Here is a 14,307-nt window from a genome sequence, read left to right as displayed (position 1 = left end):
TCAGTCGGCCGCTGAGGGGGGGCTGACGTTTGGGCATGCCTTCATCCGCTGCCGATCTTGAAAGAGGCGAGCCGCTCAAAAATGATCGGATCACTGAAGGAACGCGACGGTTTTCTTGTCCCGCTTGTGCTTACGGCCAATCCGTTGGCGTGCAGTCGAAACGTCTTGTCTTAATGGATAAGAGGCGAGGCCTGCGGAGGTGGTGGTTTTCCCAACGCCACCCTCGATGGATGCTACTGCCACCCTTTTCATGGACACAGGCCTCTAATGTGGGTGCATTAGAGGCTGCGATGGCATGCCCGGGGGTAGAGCCTTTCTAGGTGATCTTGAACCAACTGTCCTTGAGCCAATTGGTCCTGGCCAGTTCGATCACCTCGTCGCCACGCCCGCTCATCACCGCCTTGAGCATGTACAGGCTGAAGCCCTTGGCCTGTTCCAGCTTGATGGCCGGCGGCATGGCCAGTTCCTGGGTGGCGGTGACCACGTCCACCAGCACCGGGCCGTCATGGGCCAGGGCGGTGCGCAGGGCGCCTTCCAGTTCTTCGGAGTTTTCCACCCGCAGGCCGAGAATGCCCATGGCGTTGGCCATGGCGGCAAAGTCCGGGTTGTGCAGGTCGGTGCCGGTGTCCAGGTAGCCGGCGGACTTCATTTCCATGGCCACGAAGCCCAGGGAGGCGTTGTCGTAGACCACGATCTTCACCGGCAGCTTGAGCTGGGCCAGGGAGATGAAGTCGCCCATCAGCATGCTGAAGCCGCCATCGCCGGACAGCGAGATCACCTGGCGCTGGGGGAAGGCGGCCTGGGCGCCCATGGCCTGGGGCATGGCGTTGGCCATGGAGCCGTGGTTGAAAGAGCCCAGCAGGCGCCGCTGGCCGTTCATTTTCAGGTAGCGCGCGGCCCACACCGTGGGGGTGCCGACGTCGGCAGTGAAAATGGCGTCTTGGTCTGCCAGTTCGCTGAGCAGCCGGGTCAGGTACTGCGGGTGGATCGGCCGGCCAGCGGGCGAGGGCTGGGCCAGGTCGTCCAGGCCCTGGCGCGCCTTGGCGTAGTGCTTGAGGGATTCTTCGAGAAAGCGGCGGTCGCCCTTATAGGGCAGGCGCGGCAGCAGTGCGGCGAGGGTTTCGCCGACGTCGGCGGCGATCCCCAGGTCCAGCGGCACTCGCCGGCCCAGGGCCTGGGGGTTGCGGTCGATCTGTATGACGCAGGCGTCGCTGGGGTAGAACTGGCGATAGGGAAAGTCGGTGCCGAGCATCACCAGGGTGTTGCAGTTGAGCATGGCGTGGTAGCCGGAGCTGAAGCCGATCAGGCCGGTCATGCCGACGTCGAAGGGGTTGTCCCACTCCACGTGCTCCTTGCCGCGCAGGGCGTGCACCACCGGTGCGCCGAGGGCATCGGCCAGGGCCACCACCTGATCGTGGGCGCCGGCGCAGCCGCTGCCGCAGAGCAGGGTCACGGCCTTGCTCTGGCTCAGCAACTCCACCAGTTTGTCCAGGTCGTGGGGGGCGGGCAGGGTGCGCGGTGCGTGCAGGGCCGGCCATGGCTTGCTGGCGGCGGGTACCTGCTGCAGGGCCACGTCGCCGGGGATCACCACCACCGCCACGCCGCGGTTGAGGATCGCGCTGCGCATGGCCCGGTGCAGCACCTCGGGCATCTGCGCCGGGTTGCTCACCAGTTCGACGAAGTGGCTGCACTCCTTGAACAGCTCCTGAGGGTGGGTTTCCTGAAAATAGTCGAGGCCGATCTCCGAGGAGGGGATCTGTGCGGCGATGGCCAGTACCGGCACATGGTTGCGGTGACAGTCGAACAGGCCATTGATCAGGTGCAGGTTGCCCGGCCCGCAGCTGCCGGCGCACACCGCCAGTTGCCCCGTGGCGGCGGCTTCGGCGCCGGCGGCAAAGGCGGCCACCTCTTCGTGGCGCACATGCATCCACTCGATGGTCTGCATGCTGTGCAGAGCGTCGGTGAGGCCGTTGAGGCTGTCGCCGGTCAGCCCCCAGATACGCTTGACCCCGGCCTGTTCAAGGGTGGTTGCCAGTTGCTGGGCGATGGTGATGTTCGCCATGAAGAGCTCCTGCGGTCCGCTTAAGAAGTCGTGCAATCAAAAGAGGACAACAGGCGAGTGCGGATGATTCCGTGAAATCTTGCAGGCCCTGCCGCGGTGTGGCGACAGGGGCTGGTGTTCAGGCGAAGCGTGCCGGTCGGCAGGCGGCCAGTTCGGCGCAGGTTTGCCCGTGCAGCAGTTCCTGGCTGATCAGGCGCGCCACCGTGGGGGCCAGGGTCACGCCGGCGTGCATCACCGCCAGGTACAGGCCCTGGTAGCGGGTGCTGGGGCCGATGATCGGCAGTTGGTCCCCGGGCATCGGCCGCAGGCCGACTTCCACGCTGCGCAAGGTGATGGCCTGGGCGCCACGGAACAGCTGGCGGATGCTGGCCAGGGCCTGTTGCGCGATGGCCTCGGGCCCCAGTGGACCCTGGGCATCGATATAGTCCTCGGCCAGCAGCAGGCTGCCGTCCGCCGCTTCGCGGATTTCCAGCTGGCTGTTGGAGACCAGGGTCTTGACCAGGCCCGGTGGCGCATTGATGCGGATCAGGATCGACGGCGAGGCCTGCACCGGCAATTGGATACCCAGGGGCGCGAGCAGGGCCGGGGTGGCGCAGCCGCTGGCGAGCAGCACCTGGTCGGCACGGTGGAGCCCGGCGGTGGTGTTTACCCCGAGTACCCGCTGGCCTTCGACCCGCAAGCCAAGTACCTGGGTCTGGTCGAACACCCGGGCGCCGTGGGTGCAGGCCGCATCGAGCAGGGTGCGGGTGGCGGCCACCGGGTCCAGGCTGCCTTCGCCGGGTGCATAGCGGGCACGCTCCGGCAGCACTTGCAGGTGGGGTTCCAGTTGGGCAACCCCGGCCCGGTCCAGCCACCGGGTCGAGGCCTCGGCGGTTGGCTCGTCGGTATCTGGCGCTTGCTGGTCGGCCGCGCCGTAGGTCAGCGCGCCGGACCAGCGGATCTGCAAGGCCGGCAGTTCGTGCTGCAGGCGGCGGTAGTCTGCCAGCGCCTGGGCCCGCAGGGCGCGGGCGGCTGCCGGGAACTCGCCGTGGGGGTTGATCCAGGCAAAGGAGTGGCGGGTGACGCCCGAGCCCGGGCTGTCCTGTTCCAGCACGGTCACCTGCGCGCCCTGGCGGGCCAGGTGGTAGGCAATGGCGGCGCCGACAATCCCGGCGCCCACCACGATCACGCTTGAAGGCTTCACGCTCACCTCGTTATCCATTCAATGGGGCGTTGCGAAGGGCGCACCTTAACCGTGGCGGATTGCCCCAGCAATTGAACGAGTGTTGTGAAATTGCAAGCGGGCGGGCCAGGACCGCTGCCGCAGGCGCGGCAGCGGTTTGTGCAGTGCCTGGGCTATTGCAGCTTCAGCGTCAGCCCCGATGCCTGGGGCAGCGGGTTGCGCATCAGCCGGCCCACCACCAGGGCGCCGAGCAGGGCGAGCATCCCGGCCACCGTCAGCACCAGGCCGAAACCACCGACAAAGGCCTGCCGGGCCAGGGGCTCGACCAGGGCCCGGGCATCGGGCGGCAAGCCGGCCATCGCGCCCTGCATGTCCCCGGCCACCACCCGTGAGGCAATCTCCGGTGCCTGCTCCAGCCAGTGCCCGGGCACGGCGTGCAGGCTGCCCTGCAAGAGCTGCTGGGTATGGCTGGCCAGCAGCGCACCGAACACCCCGATGGCCAGCATGATGGCGCTAAAGCGCATGGTGGTGCTCATGCCCGAGGCCATGCCGGTGCGTTCCCGCGGCACGCAGGCCATGATGTTTTTCTGCGTGTCGCCATTGAGCAAGCCGGCCCCGGCGCCGGTCACGGCGATTGCCAGGGCGAAGTTCAGGTAGCCCCCGGCGTGTACCGCCCAGGCGCTGAGCAGGTTGCCGCAGCCCACCAGGGTCAGCCCTGCGGCCATCAGCGTGGCCGGCGCATAGCGCCCGGCCAGGCGTGCGCCGATCCGCGGGCAGATGAGCATGGTCAGGGCGAAGGGCAGCATGCCCAGGCCCGAGGCGATGGCCGAGAAGCCCAGGCCGTTCTGCAGGTAGAAGGGCAGCAGCGTCATCATCACCTGGGCACAGCCGGCGTAGGCGAACATGCCCAGCAGGGCGCCGATGAAGCGCGGGTGGCGGAACAGTTGCAGGTCCACCATGGGCCGGCTTTGCAGCCGCTCGATCAGCACGAATAGCCCCAGCAGCGCCACGCCTGCCAGCAGGCGGGTGGTGGTGGCCGGGTGGCTCCAGCCGATGCGGTTGGCCTCGATCAGGCCCCAGATCAGGCACAGCAGGCTGGCGCTGAAGGCCAGGCTGCCCCAGGGGTCGAGGCGCGCCGCCTGGGTATCGCGGGATTCCGGCACGTTGCGCAGCACACTCCACAGCAGCAACGCACCCACCGGCAGATTGAAGTAGAAGATCCAGCGCCAGCCGAAGTACTCGGTGATCAGCCCGCCGACCGTGGGCGCGGCAGTCATGGCCATGCCCATGCAGGCGCCCCAGAAGGCCCAGGCCTTGGCCCGTTCCACTTCGTCGTGGAAGGTATGGCCGATGGAGGCCAGGGCCGAGGTCAGCAGCAGCGCCGCGCCCACCCCCTTGAGCGCCCGGGCGATGTCCAGCAGCAGGGCGTTGGGCGCCGCGCCGCAGCCCAGGGAGGCGAGGATGAACAGGCCCAGGCCGCAGAGCAGGGTGCGCTTGCGGCCGAAGCGGTCGGCCAGGCTGCCGGCGGGCAGCAGCAGGGCGGCGAAGGCCAGCATGTAGGTGCTGACCACCCACTCGATATCGGCGAAGTTGGCCCCCAGGTCACGGGCGATGCTCGGCAGCGCCACGGCGACGATGTTGGTGTCCAGAACGATCAGCGAACAGACCCCGGAGGCGGTGAGCAGGGTCAGGCGCGGGTTGACGGAGCGGTTCATTGCGTGGCCTGCCGACTGAGGGTGGCGAGGGCGGCCAGGGCGATTTCATCGTCGTGGGCCGGGGTGTCGGCACTGACCCCGATGGCGCCGATCACCTGGCCGTCGACGATGATCGGCTGGGCGCCTTTCATCATCACCAGGCCGGCGCTGAGGGCGGCGGGGCGGCCGCCATTGACGGCGTTTTCCAGATCCCCGGAAGGCCGCTTGAACAGCGCCGAGGTGCGTGCCTTGCCCTGGGCCAGCTCGACTCCGGCCACCACCGGGGCGCCGTCCATGCGTGCGCCGAGTATCGGCCAGCCGCCGTCGTCGACGATTGCCACGGCGCAGGGCCAGCCCTTGGCCTGGGCGGTTTGCTGGGCGGCCCTGAGCAGGCGCTGGGCGTTGTCCAGGGTAAGGATTGCCTTGTGGGCAATGACGGGGCGGCTGTCCTCGGCGGCCGCGGTCTGCAGCACGCAGCAGGTGATCATTGCCAGAAGCAGGGGTTTGACGCGCATGGCAGAGGCTCTCTACTGTGAAGGTTCGCTCAGCTTATCCCGGCCTTTCGCGGTCTTTGTTAGCTGCTGGCGACCAGTTCATTACCTTTGAGCTAATGCCCATCATGGAAATTCGTCACTTTCGCTACTTCCTGGCGGTGGCCCGGCAGCGCAATTTCACCCGCGCCGCCGAGCAATTGGGGATTGCCCCGCCCACCCTGAGCCGGCAGATCCAGGACATGGAGAACACCCTTGGCACCCGGCTGTTCCTGCGCCAGCAACGCGAAGTCAGCCTGACCGAGGCCGGCGCCACCCTGCTGCTGGAAGCCGAGGCCACGGTGCGCCAGTTCGAGTTTGCCCAGCGCAATGCCCAGCGTGCCGGGCGCGGCGAGATCGGCCATATCGAACTGGGCTATGTGGCCTCGGCGGTGTATTGCGGGCTGTTGCAGACACAGGTGCAGGGCTTTGGCCGCGACTGCCCGGACGTCAGCCTCAACGTGCGGGAGTGCCCGATGGCGACGCTGCCGGCGCGGATTGCCGATGGTCGCCTGGACGTGGGCTACATTCGCTCGCCCATGACATTGCCGGAAGGGGTCGAGGCCATTCGCCTGGACGCCGAGGGCTTTGTCCTGGCGCTGTCCGATGAATCCTGGCTGTGCCGCCTGCCGCAGATCGCCTCCGAACACCTGCTCAATGAAACCTTCATTCTTCCGGAGCAGATCAGCGGCACCTTGCAGGTGGCGGCCCAGGGTGCCTACGCCCCCAAGCTGGGCCCCCAGCCCGGCGGCCTGGTGGCGGTACTGGCCCTGGTGTCCCTGGGGCAGGGCGTGGCAGTGGTGCCGGAGTCGGTGGTGGGCCACATCAGCCTGCCCCATGTGCTGTACCGGCCGATTGGCGGCAGCTCGGCGACGTCCTGGCTGTCGCTGATCCACCGGCGTTTCGAGCAGGCACCGGCGGTGGTGCGCTACATCGAGCAGGTACGGCGCGAGTACCGCGGCAAAGCCTGATGGGGCATGTTCAAGCGACGGCCCGGGTCGCATAATCCCCGGGCCATTCCTTTCGCTTCAGGAGCCGCGTCTTCGATGATCGACCACCTTGACCACCTGGTACTGACCACCATCGACCCGATTGCCGCCGAGGATTTCTACGTCCACGTGCTGGGCATGCAACTGGAAACCTTTGCCGGCGGGCGCAAGGCCTTCAAGTACGGCAACCAGAAGATCAACCTGCATGTGCGCGGCCAGGAGTTCGAACCCAAGGCCCACCTGCCGGTGCCGGGGGCGCTGGATTTGTGCTTCATCGCCAGCGTGCCCCTGGACCAGGTGATTGCCCATCTGCAACAGGCCAACTGGCCGATCATCGAAGGGCCGGTGCCGCGCACCGGCGCCACCGGCCCGATCCGTTCGGTGTACCTGCGGGACCCGGACCTGAACCTGATCGAGATTTCCGAGCAGTTGTAGCGGTGCCGGCCTGCGTCAGAGACGCGGGCCGGATAAAATCTTGTAATGATTTCCCGCTGGGGAATCGCCTTGCCCTCCCTGTAATCTCCAAGTCCGTTTTTTCCTTCAGGACTTGCATGAACACGCTCTCGGAGCCCCCCAGTCGGCGCTCTTTCCTCGCTTTGCCCCATGACTTCTCGCGCCATCCGGCGGCCCTGAGCCCCAGACGCTCAGGCAGCCATTCTCCCGGTTGCACTTGCCTGGCACTTGCCACTTCCTGCCTTTATCCGCCCGTACCCGAGGTTTTGCAGCCCCTGCACCTTGGCGCTGCGTCGCGCCTGGCCGTTTGAATTTTCCGGAGCACTTGAGTCGTCGTTATGGAATGGATCGCAGACCCCACGGCCTGGCTTGGCCTTTTGACCCTGATCGTCCTGGAGCTGGTGCTGGGCATCGACAACCTGGTGTTTATCGCCATCCTCGCGGACAAGCTGCCGCCCGAGCAGCGCGACCGTGCGCGGATCATCGGCCTGTCCCTGGCGTTGTTGATGCGCCTGGGCCTGCTGGCCAGCATCTCGTGGATGGTGACCCTGACCCAGCCGCTGTTCGAGGTCTTCGAGCACAGCTTCTCGGGGCGTGACCTGATCATGCTGTTCGGTGGTGTGTTCCTGCTGTTCAAGGCCACCATGGAGTTGCATGAACGCCTGGAGGGCCATGTCAGCCAGCGCGCCGGCAGTACCACTTACGCCTTGTTCTGGCCGATCGTGGCGCAGATCGTGGTGCTCGATGCGGTGTTCTCCCTGGACGCGGTGATCACCGCGGTGGGCATGGTCGAGCACCTGTCGGTGATGATGATCGCGGTGGTGGTGTCCATCGGCGTGATGATCGTCGCCAGCAAGCCGCTGACTCGTTTCGTCAACGCGCACCCGACGGTGATCATGCTGTGCCTGGGCTTCTTGATGATGATCGGCTTCAGCCTGACCGCCGAAGGCTTGGGTTTCCATATTCCCAAGGGTTACCTGTATGCGGCCATCGGCTTCTCGATCCTGATCGAGGTGTTCAACCAGATCGCCCGGGCCCGGCGCAAGAAATCCATGCAGGGCCTGCGGCCGATGCGCGAGCGCACGGCCTATGCGGTGATGCGCCTGCTGGGTGGGCGCAGGCTGGCGGCGGAAGAAGTGGGCGAGGAAATTGCCGACTTGCTGGAAACTGATGAGGCCCCCAGCAGCGAGCTGTTCGACCGCCGTGAGCGGGTGATGATCAGTGGTGTGCTGCAATTGGCGGAGCGGCCGATCCGCAGCCTGATGACGGTGCGTGCCGAGGTCGACTGCATCGACCTTACGGACAGCCCGGAGAGTATTCGTACCAAGTTGATGCATTCTTCGTACTCGCGCCTGCCGCTGATTCGCGATGGTGCGGTGGATGAGCCTTTGGGCTTCGTGCACAAGAAGGAACTGCTCAAGGAGTATCTGGCGGGCAGCGAGCCGAACCTTGAGCATCTGGCGCGCAAGACCATCAACCTGCTGGACAGCTTTTCGATCCTCAACGCCCTGGAACAGATGCGCCAGGCGTCCACTCACATTGCCTTTGTGATCAACGAATTCGGTGACTTCATGGGCATCCTGACCATGACCGACATTCTCGAATCCATTGCCGGCGAGCTGCCGGATGCCAGCGAGATCGAAGGCCCGGATGTGATCGAAGAAGAGGGCGGGTTCCTGGTCAATGGTGCGCTGAACCTGCCTCAGGTACGCCAGCGGACCGGCTTCGGCGCTGAACCCACCGAGGACTACCAGACCCTGGCCGGTCTGGTGATGAGCCTGCTGGACCGCCTGCCGGTCAAGGGCGATAGGGTGGAGTGGGCGGGCTGGAGCCTGCAGGTCAGGGCAGTGGAAGAGCGCCGGGTAACCCAGGTGCTGCTGTCGCGCAGGAGCGTGGACTGACACTGGGGCCTCTTCGCTGGCAAGCCAGCTCCTACGCGGGTGGTGCGGGCCTGGCGGCTGGATGGAAGGTGTAGCGATCCTTGCCGCCGTGCTTGGATTCGTACAGCGCCTGGTCGGCCTTGATCAGGGCCTGGTTCAGGGTTTCGCCAGGCTCGACCCGGGCCAGGCCCATGCTGATGGTCACTGGGTGCCGGGTCGGCTGGTCGCGCACCACCTGGCACAGCCGCGCGGCCAGCGCCTCCACATCCGCGCGGGGCACGTCGGCCAGGTAGATGGCGAACTCCTCGCCGCCCAGGCGGGCATAGTCGAAATCCCTCATCACTCCCTTGATATCGGCGGCGATGCGCTTGAGCACTTCGTCGCCGATGTCATGCCCGTGCACATCGTTGACCTTCTTGAAGTTGTCGATGTCGACCATCGCCAGGTAATGGTCGTGCTCCCGGGGCAGAGCCTGCAGGCGCTGGCCGGCGCGGGCCATGAACGAGCGGCGGTTGGGGATCTCGGTGAGGGTGTCGAGGTAGGCCTGGTCCAGCAGCAACTTGGACATGATGTAGTTGTGCAGCCGGGCCCGGCGCAGGGTGATGAAGCTGTAGAGGGTCAATGCGCTGAGGAACAGCGCGTAAACCAGCACCAGCAGCCCCTTGAGTTCCTGCAGGGTGGTGCTGGTGCGCCAGAACGGATTGAGCACCAGCCAGGTGATGAAGATGGCGCTGACGAACGACCAGCGTCGCAGAGGCATCACCGAGGCGCCGTAGAGCATGCTCGACGCCCCGAGAATCAGCCAGACCGGGCGCTGGTCGATCGGCAACCCCTCGATCATCAGGCGCACGCCGATGGTGATGGTCAGCACGAACAGCAGGTTGACCCACTGGAAGTGCCGGTCCTGGCGGGTGAAGCCGAGGATGATGGTGGTGAAGGACAGAATGCTCAGAAAGACCATCGAATAGGCGGTGAAGCCCTGCTGCCCGGGAAAGCTGACGATCAGGTCGAAGATCAGCCAGATCAGGATGCTGGCGGTGTAGATCAGGACGCAGAAGCTGCGCAGGCGTTCGAAATCATGTTGCGCGAATTCAAGCTTCAAGGCCGCCGGAGCGGCCTGTTTGAGCACTTGTTCTTCAAGGGTTCTGAACATCTCGGGCCTTGGATGTGAGCTGATGATCCAGCAGCGGCTTGCCCCAGGGGCGATAGCGCAGGGAGAACACCGCGCCGGGGTTGGAGGGGGCGCGACGATCCGCTGCTTGAAAGTGTAGGTCGTCCAGTTCAATCGGCAGGTACCTGCCAGTGACCGGTAGCTTCCAGTTCTCGCACAGAGTGTGGAGCCATATGGCCAACTGGACGTTTTGCGACTGCGGGCTGCGGAGGCTGCCCGGGCTCATGCCGGAGTACGGGGGGCTTGGGCCTCCAGCCAGGTGCACAGGCGGCGGGCGATTTGTTCGCTGGCGCGGCCGTCACCGTAGGGGCTGTACACGCGGCTCATGCGGGCATGCAGCTGTGCATCGTCCAGCAGTTCGCTGGCGTGGTGCACGATGCGCTCGCGATCGGTGCCCACCAGCAGCACGGTGCCGCCTTCCAGCACCGACGGCCGCTCGGTGACCTCGCGCAGCACCAGCAAGGGCTTGCCGATGGCCGGGGCCTCTTCCTGGACGCCGCCGGAGTCGCTGAGGATGAAGTGCGAACGTCCCATCAGCCAGACAAAATGCTGATAGTCCTGGGGCGCTACCAGGTAGATGTTCGGCTTGTTCGAGAGCAGGCCGTACACCGCGTTCTGCACCTGGGGGTTGAGGTGTACCGGGTACACGAACTGCACGTCCGGGTAGCGCTCGGCCAGGGTTGCCAGGGCTTTGCAGATATCGCGGAAACCGTCACCGAAGTTCTCCCGGCGGTGGCCGGTGATCAGCACCATGCGCCGGCTGTCGTCGAGCACCGCCAGGGGCGAGTTGGCCGCGGGGCGCCAGTGGGTGTGCTTCTGCCGGTTGCGCATCCACAGTAGCGCGTCGATCACCGTGTTGCCGGTGACCTCGATGTTTTCAGCGGGCACGTTTTCCCGCAGCAGGTTGGTTGCGGACCTGGCGGTCGGGGTGAAGTGCAGGTCGGCGATGACCCCGGTCAGGCGCCGGTTGGCTTCTTCGGGCCAGGGTGCCTGGAGGTTGCCAGTGCGCAGGCCGGCCTCGACGTGGCCAATGGGCAACCGCCGGTTGAAGGCAGCGAGGGCGGCGATAAAACTGGTGGTGGTGTCGCCATGGACCAGCACGATGTCCGGTTGCAGGCGCTCGTAGCTGGTGTCCAGGTGGATCAGCAGTTGCTGCGACAAGCCGTTGAGGGTCTGGCCCTGGGTCATCACTTGCAGGTCCAAGTCGACTTCGAGCTCGAAGGAATCGAGCACCTGCTTGAGCATTTCCCGGTGCTGGCCGGTGGAACAGATGTGCAGCTCGATACCTGGCCAGTGCCTTAGAACCCGAGCCAGTGGTGCCATCTTGATCGCCTCAGGACGTGTACCGAAAACCATCATGACCTTGAACGACATGGACCCTCCCTGGGATCGTGAAAACCGGACCTGGCGTTGAGATCAAAGCAGTCAGGATCACTCTTGTCCAACCAGGAGTGCAGGCGCTGATAGCGCTCAGGTTCGCGGTTTAGCGGGAAAAGGGGGCTTGCATTGATCCCGGAGGCAGCAGGTTTCTCGGCGGAAAGAAAACACTGGGCGCAATGCAAGATGATGTTTCGCAGTTCGGCTACCCGTTAAGAAGAATCAGGCTGATTTAAGCCACTAAATTGACGCCGGCACCATTTGTCGGGAGGCTTTTAATCAGGCTTAGAGTTTCGTGTCAAAATGACGTCGCGCGCTGCTAGAATGCGCGCCATGACTCACCCCGAGAGTGAGTGTGTTGATGACTGCCTGGTTCGTGGAGTGATGCTGTGGGTCGTGCTTTAGCGGTATATGTAGTGGGGATGGCCCTGGTGCTGGCGTGTTTTGCCTGGGCAATGGTGACGCTCTACAGCTGAGCGCCGGCGGCGCTCGAGCTTTCCCGGGCAGTGTTCATCGGCCCTTCAATGTTGTTTGCCCAGGCCCATGAGCAGCAGGGCCTGGTCCAGTCATTCAGCCTGGGATCGACTGCCGTCCAGGCGTGCCCAGCGCTGCTGCAATCGTCCCAGCCAGGCCTTGTGCCGCGGGCAGATCCCGTTCGGCTGCCTGAGCCTGGAACCAGTTCAATACGGTTTCGCAGGCCGGATGCGCGGCGCCGCTGTCGCGTAGCCACAGGGCATAGACCCCGCCGGTCTTGAGCGCCTGGCCAAAGGGGATCAGCAGGCTGCCCCGGGCAATCGAGTCCTGGGCCAGGATCAGGTCCGTCATGGCCACCCCCAGCCCCCGGGCTGCGGCGTCCAGGGCCAGGTCGTCGAGGTTGAACAGCAGGTGCTTGTAGCTGTGGGGCGTCTGGTCGTCCTGGGCCTGCAGCCAGGCGGTCCATTCCTGGCGGCTGGTAGAGCCGTGGATCAGCGCGTGCCCGGCCAGTTCCTCCAGGGAGCGCGGCGGCCATTGCCCGTCACTGAGCGTTGGGGCACACACCGGTACCAGGTATTCGTCGAACAGCGGGGTCAGCGGCCGCTCGTCCAGGCCTTCCGGCAGGTACAGCACATAGGCGTCGCAATCGCCGCCGGGGTCTACCGTGGCCCCGCCCACGGTCTCGATCGACAGGCACAGCCCGGGGTTGGCGGCGTAGAAACCGCTGAGCCGCGGCAGCAACCAGCGCACCGCCAGGGAGACAAAGATGCGGATGCGAAACGGGCGGTCCAGGGGCGCCGGGGCCAGGCGTTCCTGCAGGGAGCCGAGGGACCTCAGGACTTGGGTGGCCACCGTGCAGACATCGCGCCCCTGTTCGGTCAGCGAGACCCTTCGGCTGCTGCGCTCGAACAGGCTGACCCCATAGTGCTCCTCCAGTTGCTGGATCTGCCGGCTCACCGCGCTCTGGGTCAGGTGCAGGCGCGCCGCGGACTCGGTGAAGCTGTGGGTCTGGGCCACGCTGACCAGGGTCTGCAGGGCCTGCAACGAGGGCAGTCGAAGAGGGTTATCCATGCGTTTTCCGAATAGATGGATGAATTAATAACGTTCGAAATAAAGCCGTCATATCCATAGATTGTAGGCATGTGGCGCCGGGTTGAGTGTTCTGTTGAATGCTCCGGGCGCATGGATTGTGCAGGAGTGACAGGCTTTGAACAATGTATGTGGCTGGATCGCCCTGGCAGGGCAGACTTCCCAGCGGCCAACCCTCAAGGGCCTACAGAAAGCCGATTGGCTGATCATTGGCGGTGGCATCACCGGCCTCTCGGCGGCCCATGCCCTGGCGCGGATGTTGCCCCAGCAACGCATCGTCCTGCTGGATCGCCAGCGGGCGGCCCAGGGGGCTTCGGCGCGCAACTCGGGGTTTGTGGTCAGCCATGAATTGCCCGGCGCCGATGAGTTGCTGGGCCGGCCCGGCCACTCGGCCTATCAGCTTGCCTGCGGCATCGGCATCGCTGCCGGTGAAGAGGTGCGCCGGCGCATTGACGAGTTGGGCATCGAGTGCGAGTTCGACGCTGGCGGCTATCACTTCGCCGTGCACCAGGGGCAGCACTTGCAGGATAGCGGCGCCCGAGTCGCTACCCTGAACGCTGCGGGCGCCCAGGCCCAGTACCTGGAAGGCGCGGCCTTGCAGCAGCGCCTGGGCAGCGGCTTCTACCAGCGGGCCATCCACTGCGCCGGTGGCAACGCGCTGCTGCAGCCGGCCAAATACGTCAAGGGCCTGCTGGAGCGCCTGCCGGAGCGGGTGGAGGTGTTCGAGAACAGCCCGGTGCAGGACCTGCAGCCTCTGCCGGGCCGGGGCTGGCGGGCGGTGACCGGGGAGGGCGAGATCCAGGCGCCCCAGGTGCTGGCCTGTGTCGGTGCCTTTCTGCCCCGGCTCGGAGTCCGGCACAGCCGCACCTTCCCCCTGGAGCTGAGCGCCAGCATCACCCGGCCCCTGCAGGAAGATCACTGGCAGCGGCTGCTGGATGAGCAGGGCTGGGGCGTGCTCTCCACCTTGCCCGGGGCGGCCACGGTGCGCCTGTTGCCCGGGCGCCGCCTGCTGATGCGCAACACCGTCGAGTATCGCCAGCGCGATCTCGGCCCGGCGCAGTTGGCGGTGCGCCGCCAGGAACACCTGCGGGGCCTGCAAAAGCGCTTTCCCGGCATTACCGATACCGACCTGCAATACACCTGGACCGGGCACCTGAGCGGCACCCGTTCCGGCGAGCCGTACTTCAGCCGGGTCGCCGAAGGCCTGCACGCGGTGGCCGGCTGCAACGGCTCGGGGGTGGCGCGGGGCACCCTGTGGGGCAGGCTGCTGGTGGAAATGGCCGCCGGCTGCGACTCCTCGCTGCTGCGGGACGTGCTGTCCCAGGCCCGGCCCGGCTACCTGCCACCCCGACCGTTTTTCGACATTGGAGCAAGCTTGCGCATGGGCTGGGAAGTGCAGCGCGCGCGACACGAACGTTAACCGTCG

General features: G+C 65.8%; 11 protein-coding genes. 4 read left to right on the top strand and 7 right to left on the bottom strand.

Annotated elements, in window-relative coordinates; translation table 11 throughout:
* Positions 1 to 316: 316 nt before the first annotated feature.
* The 4 genes from poxB to PFLCHA0_RS18145 form a co-directional block, all read right to left on the bottom strand.
* Positions 317 to 2,062, bottom strand: coding sequence for a ubiquinone-dependent pyruvate dehydrogenase (gene poxB, locus PFLCHA0_RS18160; RefSeq protein WP_015636041.1), 1,746 nt, complete (start codon positions 2,060 to 2,062; stop codon positions 317 to 319).
* 118 nt (positions 2,063 to 2,180) lie between these two features.
* Positions 2,181 to 3,245: an NAD(P)/FAD-dependent oxidoreductase gene (locus PFLCHA0_RS18155; protein ID WP_230493564.1), complete on the bottom strand. Its 1,065-nt coding sequence runs from the start codon at positions 3,243 to 3,245 to the stop codon at positions 2,181 to 2,183.
* A 152-nt stretch (positions 3,246 to 3,397) separates the two neighbouring features.
* Positions 3,398 to 4,939 carry an MFS transporter gene (locus PFLCHA0_RS18150; RefSeq protein WP_015636039.1) on the bottom strand — a complete coding sequence of 514 codons (1,542 nt, stop codon included), beginning with the start codon at positions 4,937 to 4,939 and terminating at the stop codon, positions 3,398 to 3,400.
* Positions 4,936 to 5,433: a GlcG/HbpS family heme-binding protein gene (locus PFLCHA0_RS18145; protein WP_015636038.1), complete on the bottom strand. Its 498-nt coding sequence runs from the start codon at positions 5,431 to 5,433 to the stop codon at positions 4,936 to 4,938. Before PFLCHA0_RS18145 ends, PFLCHA0_RS18150 begins: the two co-directional genes overlap by 4 nt.
* A gap of 104 nt (positions 5,434 to 5,537) precedes the next feature.
* Between PFLCHA0_RS18145 and PFLCHA0_RS18140 the strand changes: the two genes are divergently transcribed.
* The 3 genes from PFLCHA0_RS18140 (at position 5,538) to PFLCHA0_RS18130 (ending at position 8,791) form a co-directional block, all read left to right on the top strand.
* The gene (locus tag PFLCHA0_RS18140) at positions 5,538 to 6,419 is read left to right on the top strand and encodes a LysR family transcriptional regulator (RefSeq protein WP_172621749.1); all 882 of its coding nucleotides are present in this window, start codon (positions 5,538 to 5,540) and stop codon (positions 6,417 to 6,419) included.
* Between the two features lie 75 nt (positions 6,420 to 6,494).
* Entirely contained in the window at positions 6,495 to 6,872 is a 378-nt protein-coding gene (locus tag PFLCHA0_RS18135; protein WP_015636036.1) for a VOC family protein, read from the top strand.
* Between the two features lie 356 nt (positions 6,873 to 7,228).
* A complete protein-coding gene (locus PFLCHA0_RS18130) occupies positions 7,229 to 8,791 on the top strand; it encodes a TerC family protein (protein ID WP_011061874.1) in 1,563 nt (520 codons plus the stop codon).
* 31 nt (positions 8,792 to 8,822) lie between these two features.
* On the opposite strand, the gene PFLCHA0_RS18125 is transcribed toward PFLCHA0_RS18130, so the two are convergent.
* The 3 genes from PFLCHA0_RS18125 to PFLCHA0_RS18110 all read right to left on the bottom strand — a co-directional run bounded on the left by PFLCHA0_RS18125 (position 8,823) and on the right by PFLCHA0_RS18110 (position 12,863).
* Positions 8,823 to 9,923, bottom strand: a complete 1,101-nt coding sequence (locus PFLCHA0_RS18125; protein ID WP_015636035.1) for a GGDEF domain-containing protein — start codon at positions 9,921 to 9,923, stop codon at positions 8,823 to 8,825.
* 240 nt (positions 9,924 to 10,163) lie between these two features.
* Positions 10,164 to 11,315 carry a non-hydrolyzing UDP-N-acetylglucosamine 2-epimerase gene (wecB, locus tag PFLCHA0_RS18115; protein WP_015636034.1) on the bottom strand — a complete coding sequence of 384 codons (1,152 nt, stop codon included), beginning with the start codon at positions 11,313 to 11,315 and terminating at the stop codon, positions 10,164 to 10,166.
* Positions 11,316 to 11,888: 573 nt separating this feature from the next.
* Positions 11,889 to 12,863 (bottom strand): LysR substrate-binding domain-containing protein, encoded by a 975-nt coding sequence (locus tag PFLCHA0_RS18110; protein ID WP_015636033.1) that lies wholly within the window; start codon positions 12,861 to 12,863, stop codon positions 11,889 to 11,891.
* 136 nt (positions 12,864 to 12,999) lie between these two features.
* Here PFLCHA0_RS18110 and PFLCHA0_RS18105 point away from each other — a divergent pair, with 136 nt between their 5' ends.
* Entirely contained in the window at positions 13,000 to 14,301 is a 1,302-nt protein-coding gene (locus PFLCHA0_RS18105) for an NAD(P)/FAD-dependent oxidoreductase (protein ID WP_015636032.1), read from the top strand.
* Positions 14,302 to 14,307 lie beyond the last annotated feature (6 nt).

The sequence above is a fragment of the Pseudomonas protegens CHA0 genome (assembly GCF_000397205.1).
GTDB classification, from domain to species: Bacteria; Pseudomonadota; Gammaproteobacteria; order Pseudomonadales; family Pseudomonadaceae; genus Aquipseudomonas; species Aquipseudomonas protegens.
Note: the sequence above shows the minus strand (reverse complement) of the source record. Positions and strands in the feature narration are given on the sequence as shown.

Bases quoted from the DNA above. Each gene is read 5' to 3' on its own strand.
- PFLCHA0_RS18135 (WP_015636036.1), top strand. From the start codon at position 6,495: ATGATCGACCACCTTGACCACCTGGTACTGACCACCATCGACCCGATT.
- PFLCHA0_RS18140 (WP_172621749.1), top strand. From the start codon at position 5,538: ATGGAAATTCGTCACTTTCGCTACTTCCTGGCGGTGGCCCGGCAGCGC.
- wecB (WP_015636034.1), bottom strand. From the start codon at position 11,315: ATGTCGTTCAAGGTCATGATGGTTTTCGGTACACGTCCTGAGGCGATC.
- PFLCHA0_RS18125 (WP_015636035.1), bottom strand. From the start codon at position 9,923: ATGTTCAGAACCCTTGAAGAACAAGTGCTCAAACAGGCCGCTCCGGCG.
- PFLCHA0_RS18150 (WP_015636039.1), bottom strand. From the start codon at position 4,939: ATGAACCGCTCCGTCAACCCGCGCCTGACCCTGCTCACCGCCTCCGGG.
- PFLCHA0_RS18110 (WP_015636033.1), bottom strand. From the start codon at position 12,863: ATGGATAACCCTCTTCGACTGCCCTCGTTGCAGGCCCTGCAGACCCTG.
- poxB (WP_015636041.1), bottom strand. From the start codon at position 2,062: ATGGCGAACATCACCATCGCCCAGCAACTGGCAACCACCCTTGAACAG.
- PFLCHA0_RS18130 (WP_011061874.1), top strand. From the start codon at position 7,229: ATGGAATGGATCGCAGACCCCACGGCCTGGCTTGGCCTTTTGACCCTG.
- PFLCHA0_RS18145 (WP_015636038.1), bottom strand. From the start codon at position 5,433: ATGCGCGTCAAACCCCTGCTTCTGGCAATGATCACCTGCTGCGTGCTG.